This window comes from Paenibacillus cucumis (ex Kampfer et al. 2016) (assembly GCF_019748695.1).
In the GTDB taxonomy this organism is placed as follows: Bacteria; Bacillota; Bacilli; order Paenibacillales; family Paenibacillaceae; genus Paenibacillus; species Paenibacillus polysaccharolyticus.
This window is the reverse complement of the sequence record NZ_JACLIC010000012.1, coordinates 25,583-49,287: the sequence shown is the minus strand read 5'-3', so window position 1 is coordinate 49,287 and position 23,705 is coordinate 25,583. Positions and strand designations below refer to the sequence as shown.

Annotated in this window: 23 protein-coding genes; 5 read left to right on the top strand and 18 right to left on the bottom strand. The window is 43.9% G+C overall.

The genetic code is table 11. The features are described from left to right. Positions 1–111: 111 nt before the first annotated feature. From H7T88_RS08190 to H7T88_RS08175, 4 genes are all read right to left on the bottom strand, one after another. Complete coding sequence (locus tag H7T88_RS08190; RefSeq protein WP_221788031.1) at positions 112–1,356, bottom strand: HAMP domain-containing sensor histidine kinase; 1,245 nt, start codon at positions 1,354–1,356, stop codon at positions 112–114. After that, positions 1,356–2,057 carry a response regulator transcription factor gene (locus tag H7T88_RS08185; protein WP_221788029.1) on the bottom strand — a complete coding sequence of 234 codons (702 nt, stop codon included), beginning with the start codon at positions 2,055–2,057 and terminating at the stop codon, positions 1,356–1,358. Before H7T88_RS08185 ends, H7T88_RS08190 begins: the two co-directional genes overlap by 1 nt. Before the next feature lie 199 nt (positions 2,058–2,256). Then, entirely contained in the window at positions 2,257–2,445 is a 189-nt protein-coding gene (locus tag H7T88_RS08180; protein WP_221788027.1) for a hypothetical protein, read from the bottom strand. Positions 2,446–2,518: 73 nt separating this feature from the next. Further along, entirely contained in the window at positions 2,519–3,259 is a 741-nt protein-coding gene (locus tag H7T88_RS08175) for a class I SAM-dependent methyltransferase (RefSeq protein ID WP_260510786.1), read from the bottom strand. Positions 3,260–3,396: 137 nt separating this feature from the next. Here H7T88_RS08175 and H7T88_RS08170 point away from each other — a divergent pair, with 137 nt between their 5' ends. Together H7T88_RS08170 and H7T88_RS08165 are read left to right on the top strand one after the other, a co-directional pair. Then, entirely contained in the window at positions 3,397–4,599 is a 1,203-nt protein-coding gene (locus tag H7T88_RS08170) for an MFS transporter (RefSeq protein WP_221788025.1), read from the top strand. Next, positions 4,586–5,233: a TetR/AcrR family transcriptional regulator gene (locus tag H7T88_RS08165; RefSeq protein WP_221788023.1), complete on the top strand. Its 648-nt coding sequence runs from the start codon at positions 4,586–4,588 to the stop codon at positions 5,231–5,233. Before H7T88_RS08170 ends, H7T88_RS08165 begins: the two co-directional genes overlap by 14 nt. A gap of 177 nt (positions 5,234–5,410) precedes the next feature. Here the strand turns inward: H7T88_RS08165 and H7T88_RS08160 are convergent, their stop codons facing one another. Then, positions 5,411–6,448 carry a ketopantoate reductase family protein gene (locus H7T88_RS08160; RefSeq protein WP_221788021.1) on the bottom strand — a complete coding sequence of 346 codons (1,038 nt, stop codon included), beginning with the start codon at positions 6,446–6,448 and terminating at the stop codon, positions 5,411–5,413. 13 nt (positions 6,449–6,461) lie between these two features. After that, positions 6,462–7,208 carry an acetoacetate decarboxylase gene (locus H7T88_RS08155; protein WP_221788019.1) on the bottom strand — a complete coding sequence of 249 codons (747 nt, stop codon included), beginning with the start codon at positions 7,206–7,208 and terminating at the stop codon, positions 6,462–6,464. Positions 7,209–7,373: 165 nt separating this feature from the next. On the opposite strand from H7T88_RS08155, the gene H7T88_RS08150 reads away from it, so the two are divergent. Together H7T88_RS08150 and arr are read left to right on the top strand one after the other, a co-directional pair. After that, positions 7,374–8,258 carry a LysR family transcriptional regulator gene (locus H7T88_RS08150; protein WP_090916070.1) on the top strand — a complete coding sequence of 295 codons (885 nt, stop codon included), beginning with the start codon at positions 7,374–7,376 and terminating at the stop codon, positions 8,256–8,258. A gap of 411 nt (positions 8,259–8,669) precedes the next feature. Next, positions 8,670–9,086: an NAD(+)--rifampin ADP-ribosyltransferase gene (gene arr, locus H7T88_RS08145; RefSeq protein WP_221788018.1), complete on the top strand. Its 417-nt coding sequence runs from the start codon at positions 8,670–8,672 to the stop codon at positions 9,084–9,086. 10 nt (positions 9,087–9,096) lie between these two features. Here arr and H7T88_RS08140 read toward each other — a convergent pair whose 3' ends face one another. The 6 genes from H7T88_RS08140 to H7T88_RS08115 form a co-directional block, all read right to left on the bottom strand. Then, positions 9,097–10,251: an MFS transporter gene (locus H7T88_RS08140; protein WP_221788016.1), complete on the bottom strand. Its 1,155-nt coding sequence runs from the start codon at positions 10,249–10,251 to the stop codon at positions 9,097–9,099. A 142-nt stretch (positions 10,252–10,393) separates the two neighbouring features. Beyond that, positions 10,394–10,696 (bottom strand): ArsR/SmtB family transcription factor, encoded by a 303-nt coding sequence (locus H7T88_RS08135; RefSeq protein WP_154888983.1) that lies wholly within the window; start codon positions 10,694–10,696, stop codon positions 10,394–10,396. A gap of 174 nt (positions 10,697–10,870) precedes the next feature. After that, positions 10,871–12,337, bottom strand: a complete 1,467-nt coding sequence (locus H7T88_RS08130; RefSeq protein ID WP_221788015.1) for a glycoside hydrolase family 1 protein — start codon at positions 12,335–12,337, stop codon at positions 10,871–10,873. A gap of 88 nt (positions 12,338–12,425) precedes the next feature. Continuing rightward, positions 12,426–14,384, bottom strand: coding sequence for a beta-glucoside-specific PTS transporter subunit IIABC (locus tag H7T88_RS08125; RefSeq protein ID WP_221788014.1), 1,959 nt, complete (start codon positions 14,382–14,384; stop codon positions 12,426–12,428). A 156-nt stretch (positions 14,385–14,540) separates the two neighbouring features. Continuing rightward, entirely contained in the window at positions 14,541–15,389 is an 849-nt protein-coding gene (gene licT / locus H7T88_RS08120) for a BglG family transcription antiterminator LicT (protein WP_221788013.1), read from the bottom strand. Positions 15,390–15,625: 236 nt separating this feature from the next. After that, on the bottom strand, positions 15,626–16,564 hold the full coding sequence (locus H7T88_RS08115; RefSeq protein WP_221788012.1) for an ArsR/SmtB family transcription factor: 939 nt from the start codon (positions 16,562–16,564) through the stop codon (positions 15,626–15,628). A 308-nt stretch (positions 16,565–16,872) separates the two neighbouring features. Here H7T88_RS08115 and arfA point away from each other — a divergent pair, with 308 nt between their 5' ends. Then, positions 16,873–18,381, top strand: coding sequence for an arabinosylfuranosidase ArfA (arfA, locus tag H7T88_RS08110; protein WP_221788011.1), 1,509 nt, complete (start codon positions 16,873–16,875; stop codon positions 18,379–18,381). A gap of 556 nt (positions 18,382–18,937) precedes the next feature. On the opposite strand, the gene H7T88_RS08105 is transcribed toward arfA, so the two are convergent. The 6 genes from H7T88_RS08105 to H7T88_RS08080 form a co-directional block, all read right to left on the bottom strand. Next, positions 18,938–19,534 carry a hypothetical protein gene (locus H7T88_RS08105; protein WP_154888996.1) on the bottom strand — a complete coding sequence of 199 codons (597 nt, stop codon included), beginning with the start codon at positions 19,532–19,534 and terminating at the stop codon, positions 18,938–18,940. A gap of 134 nt (positions 19,535–19,668) precedes the next feature. Further along, positions 19,669–20,406 carry a GAP family protein gene (locus H7T88_RS08100; protein ID WP_221788010.1) on the bottom strand — a complete coding sequence of 246 codons (738 nt, stop codon included), beginning with the start codon at positions 20,404–20,406 and terminating at the stop codon, positions 19,669–19,671. A gap of 86 nt (positions 20,407–20,492) precedes the next feature. After that, positions 20,493–20,972: a hypothetical protein gene (locus H7T88_RS08095; RefSeq protein WP_154889000.1), complete on the bottom strand. Its 480-nt coding sequence runs from the start codon at positions 20,970–20,972 to the stop codon at positions 20,493–20,495. Beyond that, positions 20,959–21,750 (bottom strand): MerR family transcriptional regulator, encoded by a 792-nt coding sequence (locus H7T88_RS08090; protein ID WP_221788009.1) that lies wholly within the window; start codon positions 21,748–21,750, stop codon positions 20,959–20,961. Before H7T88_RS08090 ends, H7T88_RS08095 begins: the two co-directional genes overlap by 14 nt. A 164-nt stretch (positions 21,751–21,914) precedes the next feature. After that, positions 21,915–22,559 (bottom strand): hypothetical protein, encoded by a 645-nt coding sequence (locus H7T88_RS08085; RefSeq protein ID WP_221788008.1) that lies wholly within the window; start codon positions 22,557–22,559, stop codon positions 21,915–21,917. A gap of 108 nt (positions 22,560–22,667) precedes the next feature. Continuing rightward, on the bottom strand, positions 22,668–23,705 hold the full coding sequence (locus H7T88_RS08080; RefSeq protein ID WP_221788006.1) for an alpha/beta hydrolase family protein: 1,038 nt from the start codon (positions 23,703–23,705) through the stop codon (positions 22,668–22,670).

The window sequence follows — 23,705 nt, the reverse complement described above, 5'->3', positions numbered from 1 at the left end:
GCATGTGCCTCCTTCATGAGCTGTGAACAATTGTTGTATTCATATGGTTATTATAGGCTCGGAAGCTTACGTTAAAGTGAAGAGGAAGCTTACGTTATTGTAAGCTTCCTCTCAATACATTGTTTTCATAAAAGTAATTCGGAGTTCAGCTCCCTCTCCAGGCTCGCTTGATACCGAGATCGTTCCACCCAAACCTTCAATAATGGACTTGGTCAGGGACAGACCTACCCCGGTACTGTGAGGTTTAGCATTGCTTCTACCTAAGTAAAATCGCGTGAACACATGGGGGATCTGTTCCGGCCCGATCCCTTCCCCCTCATCCCGGATGATAATCGAATGAAACAAGCCTTCGTCTTCCATGGTAATGTAAACTTTTCCTGATACGGGAGAGTGCTCCAGTGCATTTTTAGTCAGATTAATAATCGCCTCGGTTAACCATTCTTCATCTGCATGCAGCAACATGCCCTCGCCGCCTTGAACGACAATAGTCTGTTTCTTCTGCTCCGCCAAGGGTTGCAAGGTCTGCACCGTTGATTCAATGATGTCTTTGGGTTTAATGTTTTGCAGTTGAAAAACGATGGCTCCCGCTTCCACTCTTGCCAGCTTCAACAAGCTGATAATGAGCCATTCCATGCGTTCGATCTGTTGCTTGCTTCGTTCCAGAAAAGTGGCTCGGACGTCTTCTTTCATGTGTGGGTCATGCAACATATTTTCATTAAATACGAGCAGGGATGCGAGCGGTGTTTTGAGTTGATGTGATATATCGGTAAGCAGATGGCTTAAAAATGTTTTCTCCTGCTTCAGCTGATCTACACTATGACTTAGTCTGCCTGCCATCATGTTAAAGCTATGGCCAAGAGCGCTGAAGTCTCCCTCTGCATTCTCAGGTAATGAGGTATCGAATTGACCTTCCACTACCTGCTCCGCTGCATATGTAACACGGCGTATTCTGGAAAACAGCTTGCGGTACTCCCCATATAAAAGCAACAAAACCGGGATACCGCACAGGAAAAAGATCAACGCTGTATTCCCAGGTAATGCTGTTCCCGATAGGGCAGGCTGATCCTGAATATTCATATGCTCCGTATACCCGTATCGAGACAATATCTGTTTACCTAGCTTAAGATCCTGCGGGTCTGTCCCTTGAGTGATCGTATGAATGAGCTGATCTTCGAGCTGTGGTTGCTTACTTAACACTTGTCCAACAAAGGCCGCGTGCTGGTTCACAACCGTTTCATTAATGCTTTGTGTTTGTAGGTTCATCACAACATAAATGATTGCAGTCAAACCTAATTGAACAAGGATGAACTTGGTGAACACAGATTTCCACTCTGGATTACGGATGACTTCAACCATCAGCGGTATGCTCCTGTCGTTTCGGCGTTCCATTTGTATCCAACCCCACGAATTGTAACAATATACTTAGGCGCGGCGGGTGTTTCCTCCACCTTTTCCCTTAATCTGCGTATGTGTACGGACAACGTATTATCATCAATGAATTCACCAGAGACATCCCATAACTTCTCAAGGATTGATGTCCTGCTGCATATTTGTTTGGGATGGGACATTAACATAAGAAGCAGCCGGAACTCTAGCGTTGTGAGCGGAACTTCATTTTTGTTTTTGAAAACAACACCTTCCAGCACGCGAACTTCAAAGTCGTCGGATTTCCATATGTTTGAATGCTGTTCAGGGCGGGAATGACGCCGTAAAACAGCCTTGATTCTAGAAAGCAGCTCCTTGGTACGAATCGGCTTGGTCATATAATCGTCAGCACCCAGATCAAGTCCCGCGACCACATTCATCTCTTCATCCAGCGCGGTGAGAAAAATGATCGGCACCTCTGAGTCCACACGAATTTGCTTGCATAATTCATATCCCGTTCCGTCAGGCAAATTAATATCGAGCAAAATAAGATCTATCTCGTGTTGCACAAGAGCATCGCGAGCTTCCTTCAAGGTTCCCGCATGAGTGACCTCATACCCTTCATTGGTTAGCGTATATTCTATTCCAAATACAAAATTTTCATCATCTTCAACAAGCAAAATGCGATTCATTGTAGCACCCCTATCCTAGCGTAACCTCTTAAAATCAAGTGTATGTGCTTCATCATTCTACTAAATGTATCATTTGAAATACAAGGTGGGAAAAGCAAAAAAGACAACCGACATATCGGTTGCCTGTGATGAAAATGATAAAACGGTCAAGTCGTACTATAAGTGCAGGATTCCTTTTGTCTTCTCTCCCGAAAACGATTTAATTCACCAACTTCTCCGGGTTTTTCACCTTAATGGAAACAACCTCACCGCAGTTCAGACAAATCGTATACACACGTTCAGAACCAACTGACATCTTTTTATCCAAAGGCCGCAAATTAATAAAGTCGGTTGCCTCCACAAAGGACGTACCTCCGCAATCGTTACAAGTTTTAGATGTTGTTGTCATATCAAACATTCCCCTTTCTACTTATGTAATTTCAATCCATCATTTCAATCATTTTAATCATTACGATGTATACTTACCCTTTCCTACATACACTAATTACCATTGGACTTGAGGGTTGAAACGGCGTTTGATCCCAGTTCGCATATTGCTTCTCCAGGGTAAAACCTTGCTTTTCCAGCAACTGCTGCAGTGTCTGCACATCTGTGAATCGGCAAGCAATGCGTGAAGTGGTTTGACGATGCCCCCAGTTTCGAACGGTTGTCCAGTGCATGATCTGTTTCTCGGCATCATATGTCTGGCTACCAGATACATTAACCGTCACGCCATCCACATCGACAAATGTGCCCCACTGCTCTTCTTCTTCATCCGATAAATCATTGCCGTCCGGATTTCGCATCTCAAATGCAATTATGCCACCAGGCTCCAAATGATTATACGCCGTTTGCAGCAATGCCTGCTGATCCTCATCGCTCAGAAAAGCCTGAAATGCATTTCCCGTCAGAAAAATCATGGAAAATCGCTGATCGGATTCAAACGTACGCGCATCTGCTTCGATAAAATCAACCGGCAGATCCTTCGCTTTGACCCTCGCATACGCGAGCATAGGCTCTACGATATCTACACCGCTAATTGGAACTCCTCTTTCGGCTAAATAAAGTGTGGCTAATCCTGTTCCACAAGCAAGCTCCAGCACATGTCCCGGATTTTTCTTGGCAAGTTGAAGGAAAAATTCGTATTTGTCCGTCTCACCGCCAAATTCCAGATCATAGTTCATTGGATCTCGATACTCTTCCTGATTGTTGTGATCAATCAATATGTCTCACCCTTTTCCATCAAAAATGTATTTACAACAGGAATTATAACACACTATAATGGTTTACAATGAGTAAATGTTAACGGTGTGTAAACCATAAAAATATGTAGATAATGGAGAAGGAGAAATTTAAACGTATGCGTACCATGACACAATCCACCCGCTTTCCGATGTTCATTTTGATGTTAAATCTGTTTATTGCTTTGCTTGGACAAGGGATGCTGATTCCAATATTACCGGAGTATCTCAAGCTGTTCCATGCAGGAGGCACTGTTGCCGGATTTTTGGTCGCAGCCTTTGGCGCAGCCCAGTTTCTATTTTCTCCGCTTGGAGGACAATGGGCTGACCGTTTTGGACGAAAAAAGCTGATTATGGCAGGTATGTTTCTGGTTGTCGTGTCTGATCTTATTTTTGCAGTATCCACATCTCTGCCTCTCCTCTATATCGCTCGTTTCATCGGGGGAATCAGTCTAGGTCTGATGGTTCCAGCCAATCTGGCTTATGTGGCCGATATTACAACTCCGGAGACTCGTGCCAAGGGGATGGGTTATTTCGGTGCATCAATGAACCTGGGAATGGTGCTTGGGCCTGGTCTTGGCGGTTTTATTGCCGAGATGGGTGTACGTATGCCGTATTTCGTCGCTTCCGGTTTGGGTTTAGTTGCGGCAATACTTACCCTTCTCTTGCCAGAGACTCTTCCACCTGAAAAAAGAACAATCTCAACGTCGAAGAAAAAAGGGTTCACCATGGGCGAGCAAATCTGGAGTTCGTTCAAGGTCCCCTATTTCGGATATTTGTTGATTATCCTGGTGATGACCTTTGGTTTGATGAGTTATGAGACGGTCTTCTCGCTGTTTGCCAAATACAAATATGGCTTTAATGCTTCAACCATCTCGATTATTATTACGATGGGAGCGATTATCGGCATTGTGATTCAGATCTGGTTACTGGACTTTTTTGTGAAACGCTTGGGCGAAATCAAACTCATTCGTCTGTCCTTAATCATGACCCCGATTGCTCTCTTGCTCATGTTAATTAAAGTGAATCTAGTATTTCTGTTATTTGCATCAGCGCTTTATTTTGCATTTAATGCGTTCCTGCGACCAACTGTCAGCTCCCTGATATCCAAAAGTGCCGGGGATCGTCAAGGTTACGCCTCTGGCCTGAATACGACCTATTCTAGTCTGGGAACCGTCTTCGGCCCGCTCGTTGCAGGTCTGCTATTTGACAAAAACGTAAACTTTCCGTATATTTTTGGTGCCTTTATGTTACTGGCAGCATTATTACTTACGATGAATGCACAACGCTCCAGGAAAGGAAACCGATATGCAAGCGAATGAGAATTGGCATCAGCAGTTAAAAAATCAGAATCGGGATGAACTGATCGAAGCGGGTAAGCACCTTTTTCTAAAGCACGGTCTGCTTCAAGTGAAGATTAAAGACATTTGCGCTGAAGCGAATCTAAGCCGAGTGACCTTCTATAAACATTTTCAATCGATCGATGAGCTGTTGCTTACCATTCAGATGCAGTTGGTTGAAACCATGACCGAGCACGTCGGAAAGGCTGCAAGGCAAAGTGATAGTGGCCGTGAACAGCTTGCAGCGATGCTGAACGCATGGGTTTCTTTTGCTAAGGAAAATCCGGACCATATTCGTTTTATCCAATTATTTGATATCAATTATGAGGTGGTTCATTTTCAGCCGGAATTGAAGGATACTTATGAACGGTTTATCCAAAACGGTAAAGAGAACCACTTCCTGCTTGAAGCATTGAACTCAGGAGTTGCCGACGGTAGCATCCGCAACGCTACCCCTCCGCTTAAGCTGGCGCAGTTCATATTTACGGTGATGATGGGTATGTTGCAGAAGATGTTTACGCAGCGCTCACATGAACTTCATCAACTGGATGATCAGATGACAAAGCAGTTGGTTGATATGCTGTTGCATTATGCAGGCAATGAGGGCAACCGATAGAGTCAATTCGTGGAGCAAGATTAGACAGATTGGCCAACGATCCCTAAGCTAGAGTTTGCAAATAAAAGAAGCCCTCCCTCACACGTAGAGTTCTTGTACTCATGTGGAAGGCAAGGCTTCTTTGTTTGCGTTTTGCGTTTTGTGTTATGAATTTGTGATTACATCAAGCTTCAAGTTTTACACCTGTGACATATTCAAAAGCTGCTCAAACGCATAGATGTTAGTTACAAACTCAGGTACGTTCTGTGCTTCTTCTGCGGCTTCGACCAGTTGAACGACCGTATCATTATACGGTGTTGCAATCCCGGTACCTATAGCCTTGCTCGAAACTACGCCGTTGATATAATGAATCTCCGTTTTACGTTGTTTCTCCAGATCCTGCAACATGCTCGCTTTAAGCAATCTGGAAGGTTCCATTACATGGCGTAACGTTTCAATACGTGCGGGGATTTCCTTTTCGCTCTGTAGCTCAAGCGAAGCCATATCGAATCCGTTCATGGTGACAAAAGAAACTCCATTCGCATGTCCGACCTTGATCGTTTCGTCAATGATATGAACCGCACTTCGAATGCCCGCTTCATGATCCAGAATATCTCCATACGTGCCGTTCAGTGCAGCAGATAAACCGCTAAAAGCATTGTTGATCAGCAGTTTTGACCATTTCGTTCCAACCAGGTTATCCGAGATATGTGTACCCCCAACGAGATCCAGTACTTCTTTTACACGCTGAATTCGCTCGGTTGTCTCTCCATTCAATTCACCGATCTGGAATGCGTACTGCTTGAATTGAGGATACGCCGTGGTCAGACTGGATACGCCGGGTTCCATGAATGTAGCACCAAACTCAACGGAACCCGCGATAACACGGTGCTCCCCAACTATAGATGCCACGTTGTCTTCGGGAATTCCGTTTTGCAGAGAACATACAACACTGTCTTCATGCAGATATGGAAGCAATTCTTTCAATACAGACTCATTGTACAATTGTTTCGTTAACAACAGCACAAGATCATATTGCCCTGACTTTTGTTCAGGGGTGATGGCTTTTACTTTGGCCTGAAACTCGGTCGTTCCGGTTACTTTTGCTCCTGTCTGATTAAGTGCATCGACATGTTCCTGATATGCATCAATTAACTCCACGTCCATTCCGCCATCTGCCAGATAAGCTCCAACGATGGTTCCAAGTGAACCTGCACCTACAATTGCAATTCTCATATGTGTTGCCTCCTTATTTTTCTTCCAGATAGTTATATACAGGCTGTGCTGCATTCAAAGTTAAGTTCGTCAGGATGTGTGAAGCAGACACGACTTCAAGCACTGGTAAATCAGCCAAAGGCGCAAGCGCATGCTCAAAAAGTTGTAGCCGAGCCGGGCCTGTCCAAGCTTCCTTCACCTCGATGTCGGTAATCTGGGTACGTATCAGGTCGCAGATCCGCAGATTCCCGGTATAATCCGTAGCTATTTTGATCATAAAGTTGGGACGGCAGATTTCATTTTTCGCAAGCTCTTTGTCCATCTCCACATGTTTGAAACCCATCGTTGCTGTGGCTACGCGCAGTGATCCATAGTCCAGTGTACCGACAAGTGTGTCAGAGTCTGTGTACAGCTTGGGAGCACCGAGCTTTTTGGGATAAGCGGTTAACTCTCGGCCACTTGCAATGGCGGGAAAGTTATCCACGTACATCGAATGCATGTAATCCCCGTCTTCCCCATTAAACTGCACGGGAATGACCTGTCCAGCTTCCGTATATGCGCCAAGTCCGGAGACGTCCGGCATCCACATCACTTCGAATTTCACCAAGGGTTCGGTGATTTGCAATGGCTCAGGAACAGCTGCCCGCAGAGCCTGTTCATCCGTTCGGTAGATGATGTTCAGGTACTCGCGATTAACGAATTTATACGGTGGCATTGGATATGCCGGGGCTGTTAAAGGCGTGTTCAGGTTTTTGGCGATATTGTTCACATCGATTTTCATGAAAAAGACACCTGCCTTTGCATTAATGATTGATTGGTTATGTCATTGCGTTGTGTGTTTATTTACTTATTTGCTATAAATAAAGTCTACATCTTTCTTTAAATTTAATATAATACATAATAAGTACTATATATATTTATTCAAATAAATAAGGAGTGCATAACAATGGAGCTTCTCCAGCTAAAATATTTTCAAACGGTAGCTTACACAGAACATATCTCCAAAGCTGCTGCTCAGTTAAATATCGCTCAGCCTTCGTTAAGTCTCACCATAAAGCGGTTGGAGGACGAAATGGGTACTCCCCTTTTTCATCGAAAAGGCAGAAACATTGAGCTGAATGCCGCTGGAGAAATTTTGCTGAAACATGTGAACCGCATTTTTGTTGAGCTGGAGAATGCCAAGCTGGCCATTACGGAAAAAGAGGATGAACTGTCGAGGTTGATCCGGATCTCTATCTCCAATTCAAGATTTCTATCAGGTTTGATACGTGAGTATATCGAAGTTTTCCCCGATTCACAGCTTCATCAAGGTATTGCAAGTCGAAATGACATTATTACACAGCTGAAAAAAGGAGATGTGGATCTGGGGATCACCGGCTACCCGGTTCAGGATGAGGAGATTGACAGCCGCGTGCTTGTCGAGGAGGACATTGTGCTTGTCTTGCCTGCTGATCATGCTTATGGCAGTGAAAAGCAAATTTCATTACACGCCGCTGCGAGTGAACCTTTTCTTTCTCTCGCCAATAACGATGAATACCGACGTTTCACCTTGATGCTGTGTGAAAGGGCAGGTTTTGTTCCCCATTTGGCATTCGAGGTCGATTCTCATACATTGGTCGAGATCATCAGACTGGATCGTGGGGTTGCACTGCTGCCTGTCTCTGTCTGTCGTAATCTTGGACTGCACTATGTGCCGATTGCTGACGATGCCGCCGTATATCCGATCAGCTTGTCATGGATGAAACATCGAAACCTCTCTTCATCATTGGAACAATTCCAACAATTTATTATTTCGTATTACGCATCCAATGCCTCGATGTTTAAGGTGTAATATGAATGAGGATTCGATGGCAGGTGATTGACGCAGCCTTGCCTCTTCGGCTGACTGCTGTTCGTGTTAAAAACAAAAAAAGCCGCTAAATTAGCGGCTGAATTGAAACAATTATGGTCCGTTCCACGGGACAGTATCTTTCCTCTACTCTAATTATAACGTTTATGAAAATAGAATAACAGACTGTTTTTTCACCGATGCCTGCACTATACTGCTTAGGGCGTGTCTTGAAACCTACTGAAGTGCATCTTTTACCGCCTTTTCGCCCCCTTCTGCGTCAGTTTCCCTTGACGTGCCTCGGCACGCCTGCAGAAAACTTCCTTGCTTGGAACGAAAATTCAGCAAAATCTGCTTTCTTCAACGTTTTCAGACACGCCCTAATACAAATCTAAAAGTTGAGGTGTGTCCGTAATGGATGACAAAAAAATAGTCTTAGATCCGGGTCCCTTTTTTCACGGTACCAAAGTAGAACTAAACATTGGCGATTTATTAGAGCCGCAATTTTTATCCAATTATCAAGACAAGAAGTCGAATCACATCTACTTCACCGGAACCTTAAATGCTGCTAAATGGGGTGCCGAATTAGCACGATCTGATTCAAAAGAACGAATTTACATCGTAGAACCCTTAGGAGATTTCGAAAATGATCCCAACGTAACGGATAAACGGTTCCCTGGAAACCCGACTCGATCCTATCGATCCAAATCCGCACTAAAGATCGTCGCTGAATTAAGTTCATGGGAACGACACACGGATGCAGAAATTGATCATATGACTTCATCTCTGAAAAAGTTAAGTGATGAAGGTAAAAATGTAATCTACGATTAATTTATCGAAGTCAATGATTAACATTCACTTTATTAAGGATGATTAATGCTATTATTGCGATAGCAATTCCACCAGCACCAATCCAGGTTATCGATGAGAGAGAGAACGTTTCAATCGCGATTCCTCCCATACCTGCACCGGCTGCCATAGCAAGCTGCATCATGGACTGATTAAGACTTAGCATCACTCCTGAAGCTTCCGGTTCAATGGTCGTTAAATGATATTGCTGCGTTGGACCGGAAGACCAGGCTGAAAAGGACCACAACAAAAGTACGATCATTACGCCCACTAATGTATGGGTCACAATGGACAGCAGGATCAGCATGAGAATATGTAGTGCAAATCCACTGAATAATGTGCGATGAACTCCCCACCGATCCGCACTGAAGCCACCAAGCTTGGAACCAATCATGCTTGCTATACCAAATACAAGCAAAGATCCACTGAGATATTGGTTATTTAATGCTGATACTTGAAGCAAATAGGGTGAGAGATACGTATAAGCGATTGAGTATCCTCCCAGCCAGAAGAAAGTGATCGCTAATCCTAATGCGACTTTTGGTTTTTTCAATAGACTTAGCTGCTGCTTGAGCGGCACAGGCGCGTCCCCCTCAATACGCGGAATGACGAAAGAAAGAATGATTATAGCCAAAATGCCTAAAATGGCAATTCCTCCAAACATGGATTTCCAACCTAGAGTGTCAGCTGCAATTCGCCCAAGGGGAACACCAATGATTAATGATGCTGTGAAGCCCATAACCACTGTAGCAATCGCACTTGCTTGTTTACCTGACGGTGCAATTTTAGCGGCAATGTTCAAAGCAGTGACCACGACAATTCCTGCTCCAATCGCCATCATGACCCGAGCAGCTGCAAAGAGCCCATATCCTGGAAGGACAAAGGCAAGGATATTAGAAACAACAAATATGCCCATACTGATCACGATTAACTTTCTTCTGTCCATACTCGCGGTGAGCGCCATTAGAATAGGTGTACAAAGAGCGTAGATCAAAGAAAAAATGGTAATTAACTGACCTGCTGCAGCCAGTGAGACATCAAATGAAGAGGCGACCTTGTCTAAAATACCTGATAGAGCATATTCGGAAGTGCCGACCAAAAAACTAACGATTGCTAAAATGTAAACTTTCGAATTGGATGACTTCAATGGAATACCACTCCTTAATAAATTTATAAAATGTTATATCTGAAATTTTAGATATAACTGATCACACAAAATGACATATTGTGAATTGTCGATATGAAAAGTTAAAGAAAAACTGAATTCTTGGTAAGAACTCAGTTGCAACTTACATATCACTCATCATATAACGAGTAAATTCAGCTATCGCTTCCTCGTCTCTCTGATAATACGTAAATTTGCCTATCCGTTTGGTTGTGATCAGCCCTGCCCGCTGCAATATCGTAAGATACTGGGAGGCGGTCGACTGTGTCATGTTGAGTTTGTCGGTGATTTGACTTACACATACCCCTATTTCGTTCATATCCACTCCTTCATGGGGTTTGAAATGCTCGTTTGGTTCTTTGAGCCATTGTAAGATCTGAAATCTGGATTCATTCGAGACAGCTTTCAAAATTTCAATTGGATTCATAACCATCATTATATCGATCTTTTGCGATATGTCAATTCAAAATGATTAATGATCTTTTGTGTTAGGCCTTAAGGGGCGTGAAATGAAATATAAGAAGACTGCCTGATGAGGCAACCTTCTTATATTTGTGTTAAAAAATTAGAGATAAGAATGACGAGTCCTAGTCACATTTGGTTAAAGAATCTCACCATTGGACTCAATCACTTGTTTGTACCAATAGAATGAGTCTTTGCGTGTTCTATCCAGCGAACCATTACCCGCGTTGTCTTGATCAACATAGATAAAGCCATAACGTTTACCCATCTCGGATGTGGAGCAGCTGATAATATCAATCGGTCCCCAGCTGGTGAATCCCATCAGTTCCACACCGTCAGCTACCGCTTCTTTCATCTGCTCGATGTGGCTACGCAGGTAATCAATACGATAAGGATCATGTACAGTTCCATCCTCTTCGAGCGTGTCCGTAGCGCCTAGCCCGTTCTCTACGATAAAGAGCGGCATCCGGTAGCGGTCATACAACCGGTTCAGTGCGATGCGAAGACCGATTGGATCGATTGGCCATCCCCATTCGGTGGCTTTCAGATGCGGGTTTTTGATCTGACTTACCAGCATACCGGAGTTGCTGTTGTCATTCGGGTCGTATTTTCCGATATACGTCATGTAATAACTGAATGCAATGAAGTCCACTGTGTTGTCGCGAATAATCGCATCATCTTCAGGCTCTTTCACCAGTTCAATGCCTTGCTCTTTAAAATATCTTTGCATATAGGACGGGTACTCTCCACGCGCCTGAACTTCCGGATAGAACAGGTTCATCTGATCTTCCTTCATGGTTTGAAGTACATCTTCCGGTTTGCTGGATGCAGCGTATGTTTCCAGACGGCAGATCATACAGCCGATTTGGGCATTAGGCATTTTCTCTTTGCCGCTTTTTACAGCCAGCGCACTAGCTACAAACTGATGATGTGTTGCTTGATAGGCTACCTGTTCCGGTGTGCCTTTGATTTTATCTTCCAAAATGCCGCCACCTGTATACAAGCTGGTCAACATCATATTCATCTCATTGAACGTGATCCAGTATTTCACTTTATCTTTGTAACGGTCGAACAATGTGTTGGCAAATTTTAAATACAAATCAATCATCTCGCGGCTTTCCCAGCCATTATATTTGCGGGTTAACTCAATCGGCATCTCATAGTGAGAGATCGTGACTAGTGGCTCAATGCCGTATTTCAACAGTTCGTCGAACACTTTATCATAGAAAGCAAGGCCTGCTTCGTTCGGAACGCTTTCTTCTCCTGTCGGGAAAATTCGCGGCCAAGCGATGGAAAGACGGAAAACTTTAAAGCCCATCTCTGCAAACAATGCGATATCTTCTTTGTAACGGTGGTAAAAATCCACTCCATTCCGTTTCGGGAAATACACATCGGTGTTACCACTCAAATATTGTTCCAGTTCAATGGAGTTTACGTCAAAGGTAAAATCTTTACCATTTCGCTCTTCATGGGGAACATAAGGTGCCATATCAGAGGTGGAAAGTCCTTTGCCGTCTGCGTCAAATGCGCCCTCCAGCTGATTGGCTGCGGTAGCTCCGCCCCATAGGAATCCTTTAGGGAATGTGTGTTTTGTTGTTTGTGTCATGATGGTTTCTCTCCTTTTTTGTGTAAATACAACGTTAAATTTTATAACTCGGTAAAATAGAAAGCCTTCATTCGTTTTGCTGTAGCTGTTAACGAACGGTGAGTAGCAGTAATTCATTCATTGGAACCACCCCCTTCACCTGAACGGGTACTACGTCAAGATAATCTGGCGTGTTGGCTACAATGACCGGGGTGGTCAGATCAATACCGGCGGCTTGAATGCTCTCGATATCAAATTCCAGCAATAAATCACCCTTGTTCACTCGTTGTCCGATGACAACCTTCTCTTCAAAAAACTTGCCTTTCAGGGACACCGTGTTAAGTCCAACATGAATGAGAATGTCGATTCCACTGGAGGAAGTCAGCATGATAGCATGTTTGCTTTTCGCGATCATTGTGACCGTTCCGTCAAATGGTGCGGTTACACGGCCTTCTTTTGGAAAAATAGCAATTCCTTTTCCCGTCATTTCCTCTGCAAACGTAGGATCAGGCAGTTCTTTCAGTGAGACCAGTTCACCGGTAAGCGGGCTGAATATTTCACCTTTCTTTTCCTCAATCGAATGAACGGTCACAGGCGGTGTTGCAGGTATTTGATTAGACTGATTTGTTGTTTCTGATCGTTTTGCTGATTCCGATGCTGTTGTTGGAGCTATTGCTGACGAACTTGCCCCAGCAGGTTGCTGCGTAATCGGTTCATCCCACTTAAGCAATAAGGTCACTGTAAACGAAACTACGAAGCTGATACCTACACCGATGAGCGCGTACCAAAAATTCGCCATTCCCCCATTTGGTCCAATGTATAAAGGCAATGACAGCAGACCCGGAACGGCAAAACCGAAACATTTTAACCCTACCGCTGTAATAAATCCACCGCCGGCTGCTCCACCGATGATCGAAGCATAGAACGGTTTTTTCAGCTTCAACGTTACTCCATAGATTGCAGGCTCTGTGATGCCCAGAAAAGCAGATATACCGCTGGATAAAGCAATCGATTTCATCGATTTGTTTTTAGTTTTGAGGAATACCGCCATTACGGCACCAGCTTGACTCATATTGGCTACAAGATTAAGCGGCAGTAACAGCACGTCGTAACCGAGTTTGCTCAAATTCTGTAATGTTCCCGGGAAAAATGCATAATGCATACCCGTCATAACGATCACTGGCATAAGTCCGCCCAGCACGATTCCTGTTAATGGGCCCGAGTGAGCAAAGAGCCAGGATGTACCGATCTCCAGATAGATGCCGATGTAATTACCAAGCGGCCCGATGGCTATTAACAGAATCGGGACGGTAATCACCAGCACAATCATTGAGGTGAAAATGACTTTAACCGGACCAGGAATGAAACGATCCACCCAGCGGTGTACATAACTGAGAAGCCACACTCCGAGAATAATCGGAATGACAGACTGGGTGTAATTCACGATCGACACCGGCAGAGATAGAAAACGAATCGGTTCCAGATGATTTTCCAGATAAGCATTCAAAATGGTTGGATATAATAGTGTACCTGCCAGCGTCAAGGCGATATATTCATTCACTTTAAACTTCCGCGCAGACGATACAGCGAGCAGGAACGGCAAGAAATAAAAGGCCGCATTGGCTATAGACGCCAAAATCTGATACTCACCGCTAGTTTCTTGAATGGCCCCAAGTGTAACAAGTAATGCGAGAATGCCCTTCAGCATCCCGGTACCTACAATGGCTGGAAGAATCGGGGTGAAAATACCCGAGATCGTATCCAGTACGGCATTAAGACCTCTTGAACGCGGCGGTTCTGCTTCTCTCTCCGTTGCACCAGCTTGTTTCAACTGATCCTCCAGCTCTTCATAGACGGCTGCAACTTTGTTGCCAATTACAACCTGGAACTGATCGTTTTGGAACTGTGCCCCAAGGACACCATCCAGTGCGCGAATCTGTTCAAGCTGCACTTTCTTTTCATCACGCACATTAAAGCGCAATCGAGTGATACAATGCCAGGCTTGCGTAATATTTTCCTGCCCTCCTGTTAATCGGATGATCTCTTTGGACAACTCCCGGTGATTCATGCTGCTTCCTCCTTTTTTGGCGAAAAAAAAACCAAATGTAAACCCGCCCCGCTACTGAAGCGGAATCGGAAACATTTGGTGGTGCCTGATCGAATCAGTAACACTCCATATTCAATTAACATGGTAATGGAATATCTTCTAAGAGCTGTTTTGAGGTCAACCCGTGTCGGTACGGGATGTTACTCTTTCGATGTGGATCATAAGGTATACCATCTCATCGGGAGTAATTACAAATCCGCGTTGCTGTTCCATCGTCTCCTTGATCTTGAGTGCGCATTGGAAGCTGTCTGGATAACGTTCCGACAATACGTCATATAAAAACTGCTGATCCTTGAATGAGAGCACTTCCCGGTTCATTTGCCGAACGATGAAGTATCTCAGATGGGTAATAAACCTGGAAAAGTCAGCAGACTCCTGATTCAGTGCCCTTCCAAAATGATCGGTCATGATCCCAAGAATGTCATTGATCATCTGTGTAATCTTGATCGTCTGATTCATGCTACCCGAATCAAATTGTGAATTCACAAAATGAAGAGCAATGGAGCCGGCCTCACCCACAGGCAATGCGACCAGAAAAGCTTCATTGATCTTGCGTACCGCCAACTCACCAGCGCGGTATTCTGCAGGATACAGATGGCGAATATCCCAGTGTAGCGGATTTTGCATGTCCACCCCTTTCCTGAAACGATCCAGAGCAAAATGAATATGATCCGCAAGCGTTAATAGGATAGAATCATTCAGCTTTTTCCCGATGATCTCCCTGCCTTCTTCTATAATCTGATCCGTGATATCGATAACTTGCAGAGGGATATCGCTAAGAAATTGCTCGACTCGCTGATATTTATCATTCGAGCCGATCCGGAACGTTTTCTGAATCTGGCTGTGCTCGATCGGCTGTCCCTTTACTTTTTTGAAGCCTACACCTGTTCCAATGACAATGACTTCACAGCCTTCGGCGTCCTCCGCCAGGGCGATATTGTTGTTTAACGATTTCTTGAACCTCATGATGTTTTCACCCCCATATATGCAAAAAGCACCACCATGGCCAGGTACACAAGAAAATAAACTTGTGAGATCCAGACTGTGGTGGTGCCTGATCGAATCAGTGACACTCCTTATTTAGCTGTATTCTATACCAGCCATGTAATCGTTGTCAATACCATAACGCTGGAATGGGTATATGCTTCGTTTAAGTCGGATTATGCGCTGCTCTTATATAGGTTGATACCAAATTGCACATTTTATTCTTCTGAAGTGTTGTTTTCTAGAGCATTATCATAATAATATCGAATCAGAATGTCCTGATCATAGTTGCCAAACCCTTTCCCAAATAGGGTCAGCCCACCTCGACCTGCTGCGCTCTCTTCGGGTTTTAACCCAAATGTCCAATAGGTAGCTGCTCGTAGATCCAGATCCGAGATCGTGACATCCGAAATTTGTTGACCATCTATAAACGTACCGTCCTCGTTGATGCGCAGTACTTTTAACACGCCGTATTGATTCACATCCAGTTTCCACCATAGTGGAGTATGCTTGCCCTTTCGGTCTCCGAAATCGCCAGGACTTGTCCATGTACCGAGATCATTGCCGTTAAGCGTAAAACGAATATCGGAAGGCCAGTTTTCATTGACCTTGGGCGCTTCCGAACTGAGTTCAAGTGAAATCTCTATCTCCCGAAGATGCTGATCATTATTCAGATAATTGGGAATCTTATATTCCAGAAAACCTCGTGCCATCCAAAGAATTGCCGCGTTAACCCGATCGGGGTCCATGAAACAGGCGGGTGTATCGTATTGTCCGATCATCTGAGTGGTCGTTGCGAGCCCGCAGGTCGGCCATGCTTCATAATCTGTATAATGCCCAACGGGGATGGATACTTCATGATAAGAAGCCTCAGCGGGTTCGGGGGGCGACAGTTGAATGGTCATGAACTCCTGCACGATAAAACAATATTTATAGGTTCCGCCATTTTCACGTTTCATTCGGCTGCCTACGATGCCTGCTTTCTGCAGTTTGCTAACATGTGTACTGACGATGGCTTTGCTCAGATATAGTTCTTGGGCGAGCGCATTGATATGCATCTCCCTATTTTGCAGCAACAGCCTCACAATATTTAAACGGGCTTCACTTGCCAGCGCCTCGTAGACAAGCAATGAGGATGCATCTGTTCCAAGCATCATAGAATACACTTCCTTTTGTATTTTTTGCTTATATATTTGGTATCCCATTTGTGTTCAAGCTTCTGTTCTATGGGTTAATTTGATCTTGTATTGAAATTATAGAATTCGCTATTTAGCGAACTGTGCAAAATGAACTTGCTCTGTATATTCGCATTATGATACATATTAGATAACAAATCAATGTATTGATTTTGCTTTCAGGCGAATTCAATATAGATTAGCGACATCATATGACATTACAAACGATGATATGTATTACACAATCATTCACATGCACTATAAAATTCAATCTTATGGAGGTTTTCACTATGCTTAAATCCAAAATGCTGATCGATAAAGATTTTCAAATTGCTGAAGTAGACCCGCGTGTCTACGGTTCATTTATAGAACATTTGGGACGTGCCGTGTATGGCGGCATATATGATCCAGGTCATCCAACCGCAGATGCACAAGGCTTCCGTCAGGATGCTATTGAAGCGATTAAAGCGCTTAACGTACCCATCGTTCGTTATCCTGGCGGCAACTTCGTATCCGGTTACAACTGGGAAGATGGCGTGGGTCCAGTAGCTGAACGTAAACGTAGACTAGAGCTGGCTTGGTGGACGATTGAAACGAATGCGGTAGGTACGAACGAATTTGCAGATTGGGCTAAGCTGGCAGGTACGGAAGTGATGATGGCTGTTAACTTGGGAACTCGCGGTATCGATGCAGCCAGAAATCTGGTTGAATATTGCAACCACCCTTCGGGCACATACTGGAGTGATCTGCGTATCTCTCACGGATATAAAGATCCACATAAATTCAAAACATGGTGCCTCGGCAATGAAATGGACGGTCCTTGGCAGATTGGTGCGATGACCGCATATGAATATGGCCGTATTGCCAATGAAACAGCCAAAGCGATGAAATGGGTTGATCCAGAGATCGAGCTCGTTGCATGTGGTAGCTCCAGCCGTGACATGAAGACATTTGCAGATTGGGAAGCAACTGTGCTTGATCTTACCTATGAAAATGTAGACTACTTGTCTCTGCATCAGTATTACAATAACAACAAAGACAACACGTATGATTTCCTAGCAACCTCACTGGATCTGGATCAATTTATTGATAGTGTGGCTTCGATCTGTGATTTTGTACAAGCGAAAAAACGTAGCAAAAAGAAATTGATGCTCTCTCTGGATGAATGGAATGTGTGGAAATCCATTGGTACAAGCCGTATGGAAGAACGTTGGCAGATTGCACCTCCTGAGTTCGAAGATGTGTACACGCATGAAGATGCACTGGCAGTAGGCTGTTACCTGATCACCATTCTTAAACATGCTGACCGTGTAAAAATGGCTTGCCTTGCGCAGTTGATTAACACGATCGCACCAATCATGACTGAAAATAACGGAGCAATCTGGTTACAAACGACGTACTTCCCGTTCCTGCACGCTTCCAACTTCGGACGTGGTACGGTGCTGCGATCCATCACATCTTCACCTAAATATGATTCAAAAGACTTCACGGATGTACCTTATCTCGAATCCATCAGTGTACATGATGAAGAAAATGGCACCATCACCATCTTTGCGGTGAACAGACATCTCGATGAGGCCATGGAACTGAATGTTGATCTTCGTTCGTTCGGGGAAACAATATTTGTAGAACACATTGTCCTGGAAAACAATGACCTGAAAGCAAGCAATACCAAAGAAAATCCACGTAACGTGTTGCCTCACAACGGCGGACATACAACCGTGGATCAAGGTAAAGTACAAGCTGTGCTGAACAAAGCGTCCTGGAACGTAATCCGTTTGAAAACAAAACAAGCGTAATCGACAAATCGCATAAGATCAAAAAGCCCAGAGCATACCCGCTCTGGGCTTTAGCATTAGTATTAGCTTTTGCCTTTGCTGACGGACGTGTGGTAATGGGATATTGAGGTGCTTAAATGGCCTCAGTATGTAGCTTAAATTCTAACGATCTCAGCGGAGCTTATTTGGCTCTTTTGAGCCCATTATTTATTCTAACGATCACAGGAGACGCTATTTTGGACAATTCGGCTGTTTTCAAGGTACAATCTCGTGTTTCAACAAAATAAGGTCTCTCATGATCGTTAGAATTTGGAACGCTCGATATTCGGCCCAATAAGGTTCCTGGTGATCGTTAGCGCTTTTGCTCGATAAGATCTCTAATGCTCTGTTGTTTCCGCCTCTTAATTATAGAAATTGAGTAAGTATTGGAGCTCGCATTGAATCTTTATCCTATTCCGAAACAACTTAAATGATAAAAAAAGCCGCTATAATAGCGACTTAGGAGTGTTTACTAATCTTTTCTCCACTATTTCTTAGCACATCAACATGTTCTCGACACTACACTTGTGTACTCAAGTTACCCCCGTTGGGTTTCCGCTTCGGCTTCAGCTTCATCCTCGGTCTGCGATGCCTGACTTGCTGGTGACATCAACCCTTGCACAGCTCCCATAAACGGCTGGATTTGTTTAATCATGCCGTAGCCCATTTTCACAACAGGCACAAAACGCTGAATCATGCCGAACAAACGCATGCCGCCTCCGAGCATGCCTCCAAATGATCCTGCCCCGCCCAGTCCACCTAATAAAGATCCCATCATCGGCATAAAGGATGATACCTGTGCCTGACGTTGACGAGAGGATCTATGTGAAGTTACCCGGGGTTGCACGGAGGATTTGCGGGAACGATTAACCTTTTTCCGGCTTGAAGAAGATACGGACTTGTTTGACTTGATTGGTTTGTTTTTCATTTGACGATCACGACTCCGTACCGCCCGCGCTTTTTTTGCCGTGGTTGTTGAAGTTTGTGTAAATTTCCCGCCCCCGGTAAGCTCTACACCCTCGTTGCTCACGCCAGAGATGTACCCGATGTACGTCTCACCATTATGAAGAGTCACGCAGACCGGACGATCCTTGAATCGTTTTGCCTTCACGTGTATTTCATTGGTCTTAGCCATGGAATTCACCTCACTCGACTTGATCTACTCTAGTCTACGCGATGGGTGGACGACTTGCCTGTGCGAATAACACATGCTTGTGCCGAAAAGAGAAAAGATACGGGTTCTGTCAACACGGCTTATACCACATCGTCTCACTGAAACCAGCCTAAATCATAAACTGCATTAACCGTTAGCAAAAAACCAACGATACCTACAATCCAGGCAGTAGCATTCTGTGCATTGTTCACCAGCCACCTATCCATTTTAGCTAGAGGTTGTTTCAAAACAGGGTAGGCGAGCAATCTCCCTGCCAGCAAAATGAGCGAAGGTAATATCATAACGAAGCAATATCCCAGTAACAGAATTCCCGACATAGGCCAGGCAGGTCCTTCACTAACTAATACGCCTATGGCTGCTAGATAGGGCAACATCGTTCCAAGTTCCAGTACGACCGCGGTCAGGGCAAGCCCAATAAGTATACTAATAGAACTTCTGCTGGAAACGGTCTCTCCCGTAACACGAGCCCTCCATTTTAAAATAGTACCTTCCCCACTTCCTGCACGTTCCGCAGCACGAGCCCGAGATTTTTTGGTATCCATGAGTTGGCTTACAATCATTAACAATATACCTATCACCAGTTGTCCTAAAAGGAAGGGCTGAGATCCCATTAGGGGTGCATATTGTTTCAGAAATGAATCTGTTCCAAACATGATGATGAGGCCAATTGCAAAGTAACAACCGGACACTGTGAATATATAGATCAAAAACCGATCTACTCGAACACGCCCAGGTGTCATCAGTAACCAGACAGGAATTAAGAGAGTGCCCAAACTCGTTGAATCTATTAGTGCTAGCAGTACAAGGGTAAATAACATTGCTGTTAACGTCATGATGTTCCTCACTCTCTGTTATAATTTTAACCACTTGCTGGAACAAAATGTAGAACATGGAACGGGACCTCCATCTACGAACGAAGTTATCCTGGCCCCAGCTGGAACTTCTTCTCACAGACAGCCTTCGCATCGCTCCCTCGCGACTTATGAGATGCAACTAACTCCCCGTCATACCAAATGGAACAGCTTATCCAGCTTGCACTGTCATCTGCTTTTGCCCTAACGTGAGTTGAAAGCAGCGGAATAAACGTATCTTTTGGAATAACAAATCTATCTTTGTACGGAACTTCAATCGTATCCCAATATACACTCTCCGGATTTTTTCGAGCATTGATCTCTACTTCCAGATCAGATGCCGAATTAACATCACTTTCAACAAGCACCTCAACGACGATGCCATCCGACTCATGTGCTGTATTTTGTTTTGACTTTTCACGATCCAGTTCATCATTCACTACATCTTCTGTCATTCCACAAGCTGAGAATATTATAAGCAGACCCGAGAGCAATAACAGAATCCAGATGTTTTTAATTTTTGTCTTGTTTTGTTTAATCTCCTTCATTAGCAATGTCCTCTCTTTGTTTTAGAAAAAAGCGGATCATCTCATCAACATAGGACATGAATTCATGATCCATGCCCATGACTACAGGCTCAGACGCATCTCTTGGATTGATAAGTTCCCAATACTTGTCGAGTAGTTTTTCATCATGATCAAACAGCTCTAATGCTGTTTCATACAATTGCCTCGCAACGACTTGGACCTCTTCAGAATGGGGAGATGAGGGCATCAAGGATCGTACACGTTGGAAAATAGTTAAAAGTCCCTCCATTCGCGGATCGTTACTCCCGAGTATAGGCAGATGATTCAGTATATCCGTTTCTCTTGATGTTAACTGTAAATCATCGCTGTATTCGGGACGAATTATCCCTTCAGAGAGCGGCCGATCTTCCATTTGGGAAATAATTTGCAATAAACTTTCGAGATTGCTCATTCCTCCAAATTTTAACGTATGAAGGGTTGATCTGAGATAATATTGCTTTCGGCTTAATTCTTCTTTTTTCTGTTCAATTAGCTCTATTTGTTCGTTTAAAGAGGCCACCCAATTTTCATGGTCTCCCTTATTTTCTTGGTTCTGAAACAATTCTTTAATCTGTTCTAATGTATAGCCGATGGACTTCAACAGAAGAATTTTTTGCAGGCGAAGAATAGCACTCTCATCATAGTATCGATACCCGTTTTCCGTAATAAGTGTCGGTTGTAGCAATTCGATCTGTTCATAATAATGAAGTGTTCTTTTGCTGATATTTGTTTTTTTCGCTAATTCTCCAATCAGGATCATGCGTACCTCCCCTTCCTGAGAACATTATAAACCCTAACGTATACGTTAGGGTAAAGCCCCATAATTTCGATAGAAGACTATTGCTCAATAAAACGAAAAAAAGACGATGCTTACATCGTCCTCGCTGTGATATGAACTTCCTCTCTCCTTGAAAACAATTTCTATTATTGTGCCTGCTGTTCTTTAGTGTAATATCTTTCGTATTCTTTCGTCATCGCGTATCGATTAACTCCTCTACTAGCTTGTACGGCTTGCGCAGCCAACTCTTCTGCTTCCTTGTAATGATTCAGCTTACGCTCAATTTCGGCTAGAAGGGCAAATCGCATCCACTCTCTTTTAATGGAACTTAAATGCTCTCTGGCTCGTTCAGTCTCTCCTTCTTCGATCAGGACAAACGTTTCATAGTATGTACGATAAACCGATTTACGCATCTCGCGTACCGCTTTTCTCACGGTAAACAGATCCTTCCGGTAAGCACCGTATGCTGCCTGATAGTTGGCCTTCGTCGACTTGCTGGCCGATGTATTGCTCATCAGCTTTTCCATCGTGAGCTCAACTTCTTCATCCAACCTGTTGGCTGTCGCATAATTAATATAAATATAGGGCGCATTTTGTTTTCTTCTTAAAAAAGCCTCTAACCGATCCATACGTGTTTCCCAGACCATAGGATATAAAACAAAAATGCTAAACATAATGAGTCCAGCAACCACCACTGTACCTAACACTAGTAAAATCGATTGGTCATTCAACAACATCACAAGCGTGTAAACAAATATAGCAACATAAGAAACAATTTCCCACTTACTCACTCCCAGCCTTCATTCCTTTCATAATGGATTACTTGCAGAACGGATAATCAAGATACCTTTATAGAAATTACTATTATACCAGAAGTACCAGATCTTTTTGTATTACAACTATATCGCCACTTTCGTCAAAAACGCTTCAATCTCATCCATATACCCTTCCGTTGTTATGCTTCTTGGCGCAAATAGAAAACGCAGTCCCATCTTCCATTCCGACCCGGCAATCGATGTAGGCAACATCGAATGCTCGGTATGTTGAAACGTTTTGACATGAAGTAAGGAAGAAGGATGAATCTCCTTACGATAGGTACCCTCCGTATCTTGAATATCCACATTAACATCATCTTCTCCAAGCAATAGCAACACCGGCGTTTTGAAATTATGCAGACTCACGGTAGCATCCGAATTAAAGTTTTTGCTGACAAAGCTCCAGCGTTCACGAGACATTGGTTCTTCGTCTTTCCGAATATGTTTCGTGTATTCCTCGTAAGATCCGTGATGTTTTAAAATATCTTTAATCTGATTATCGTATTTCACCTGTGCTTCAATCTCCTGTTGTGTATGCCCGTCCTTGGCCATCTGACTCCGCGTATTGTATTCCCCTTGCTTCAGCCAGTTGATCGCTGGTGATACCAGAATGCTGAATGCGAGATCTTCCTTACCTGCAAGCTTGGGGATGACCCAGCCGGCCTGACTTGCTCCCCATACACCAATCCGGGAACCGTCAATCATCGGTTGTTTTTTGGCCCAAGCAATTGCCTGTTGTGCTTCAACGACACGATCATCGATACTCTGATCCAGCCAGTTCCCCTCTGAACCTCCGATGCCACGTTTGTCGAGTGACAAGGACGCATAACCGAGAGAGGCAAGGCGTTCCCACAGCGGTTTGTAACCTTCACTATGCGTTGCATCAATAGGGCCATCACCATGGATAAAGAGCACTAAACCAAGCTTTTCTTTATCAGCACCCTTTTTAGGAAGTGTGAGAATGCCCGTTAATTTCCCTTGTGCGCTGGGAATCTCCAAGGATTGCAAGGCCATGTTATAGTCTTGCTGTGCAACGATATATAGGCCTGTACCGCCAAATATTAAAGTGACGATGAGTAAGGAAATCCAACTTTTTTTATGTTTAAGCTTGCTCTGTTTCAT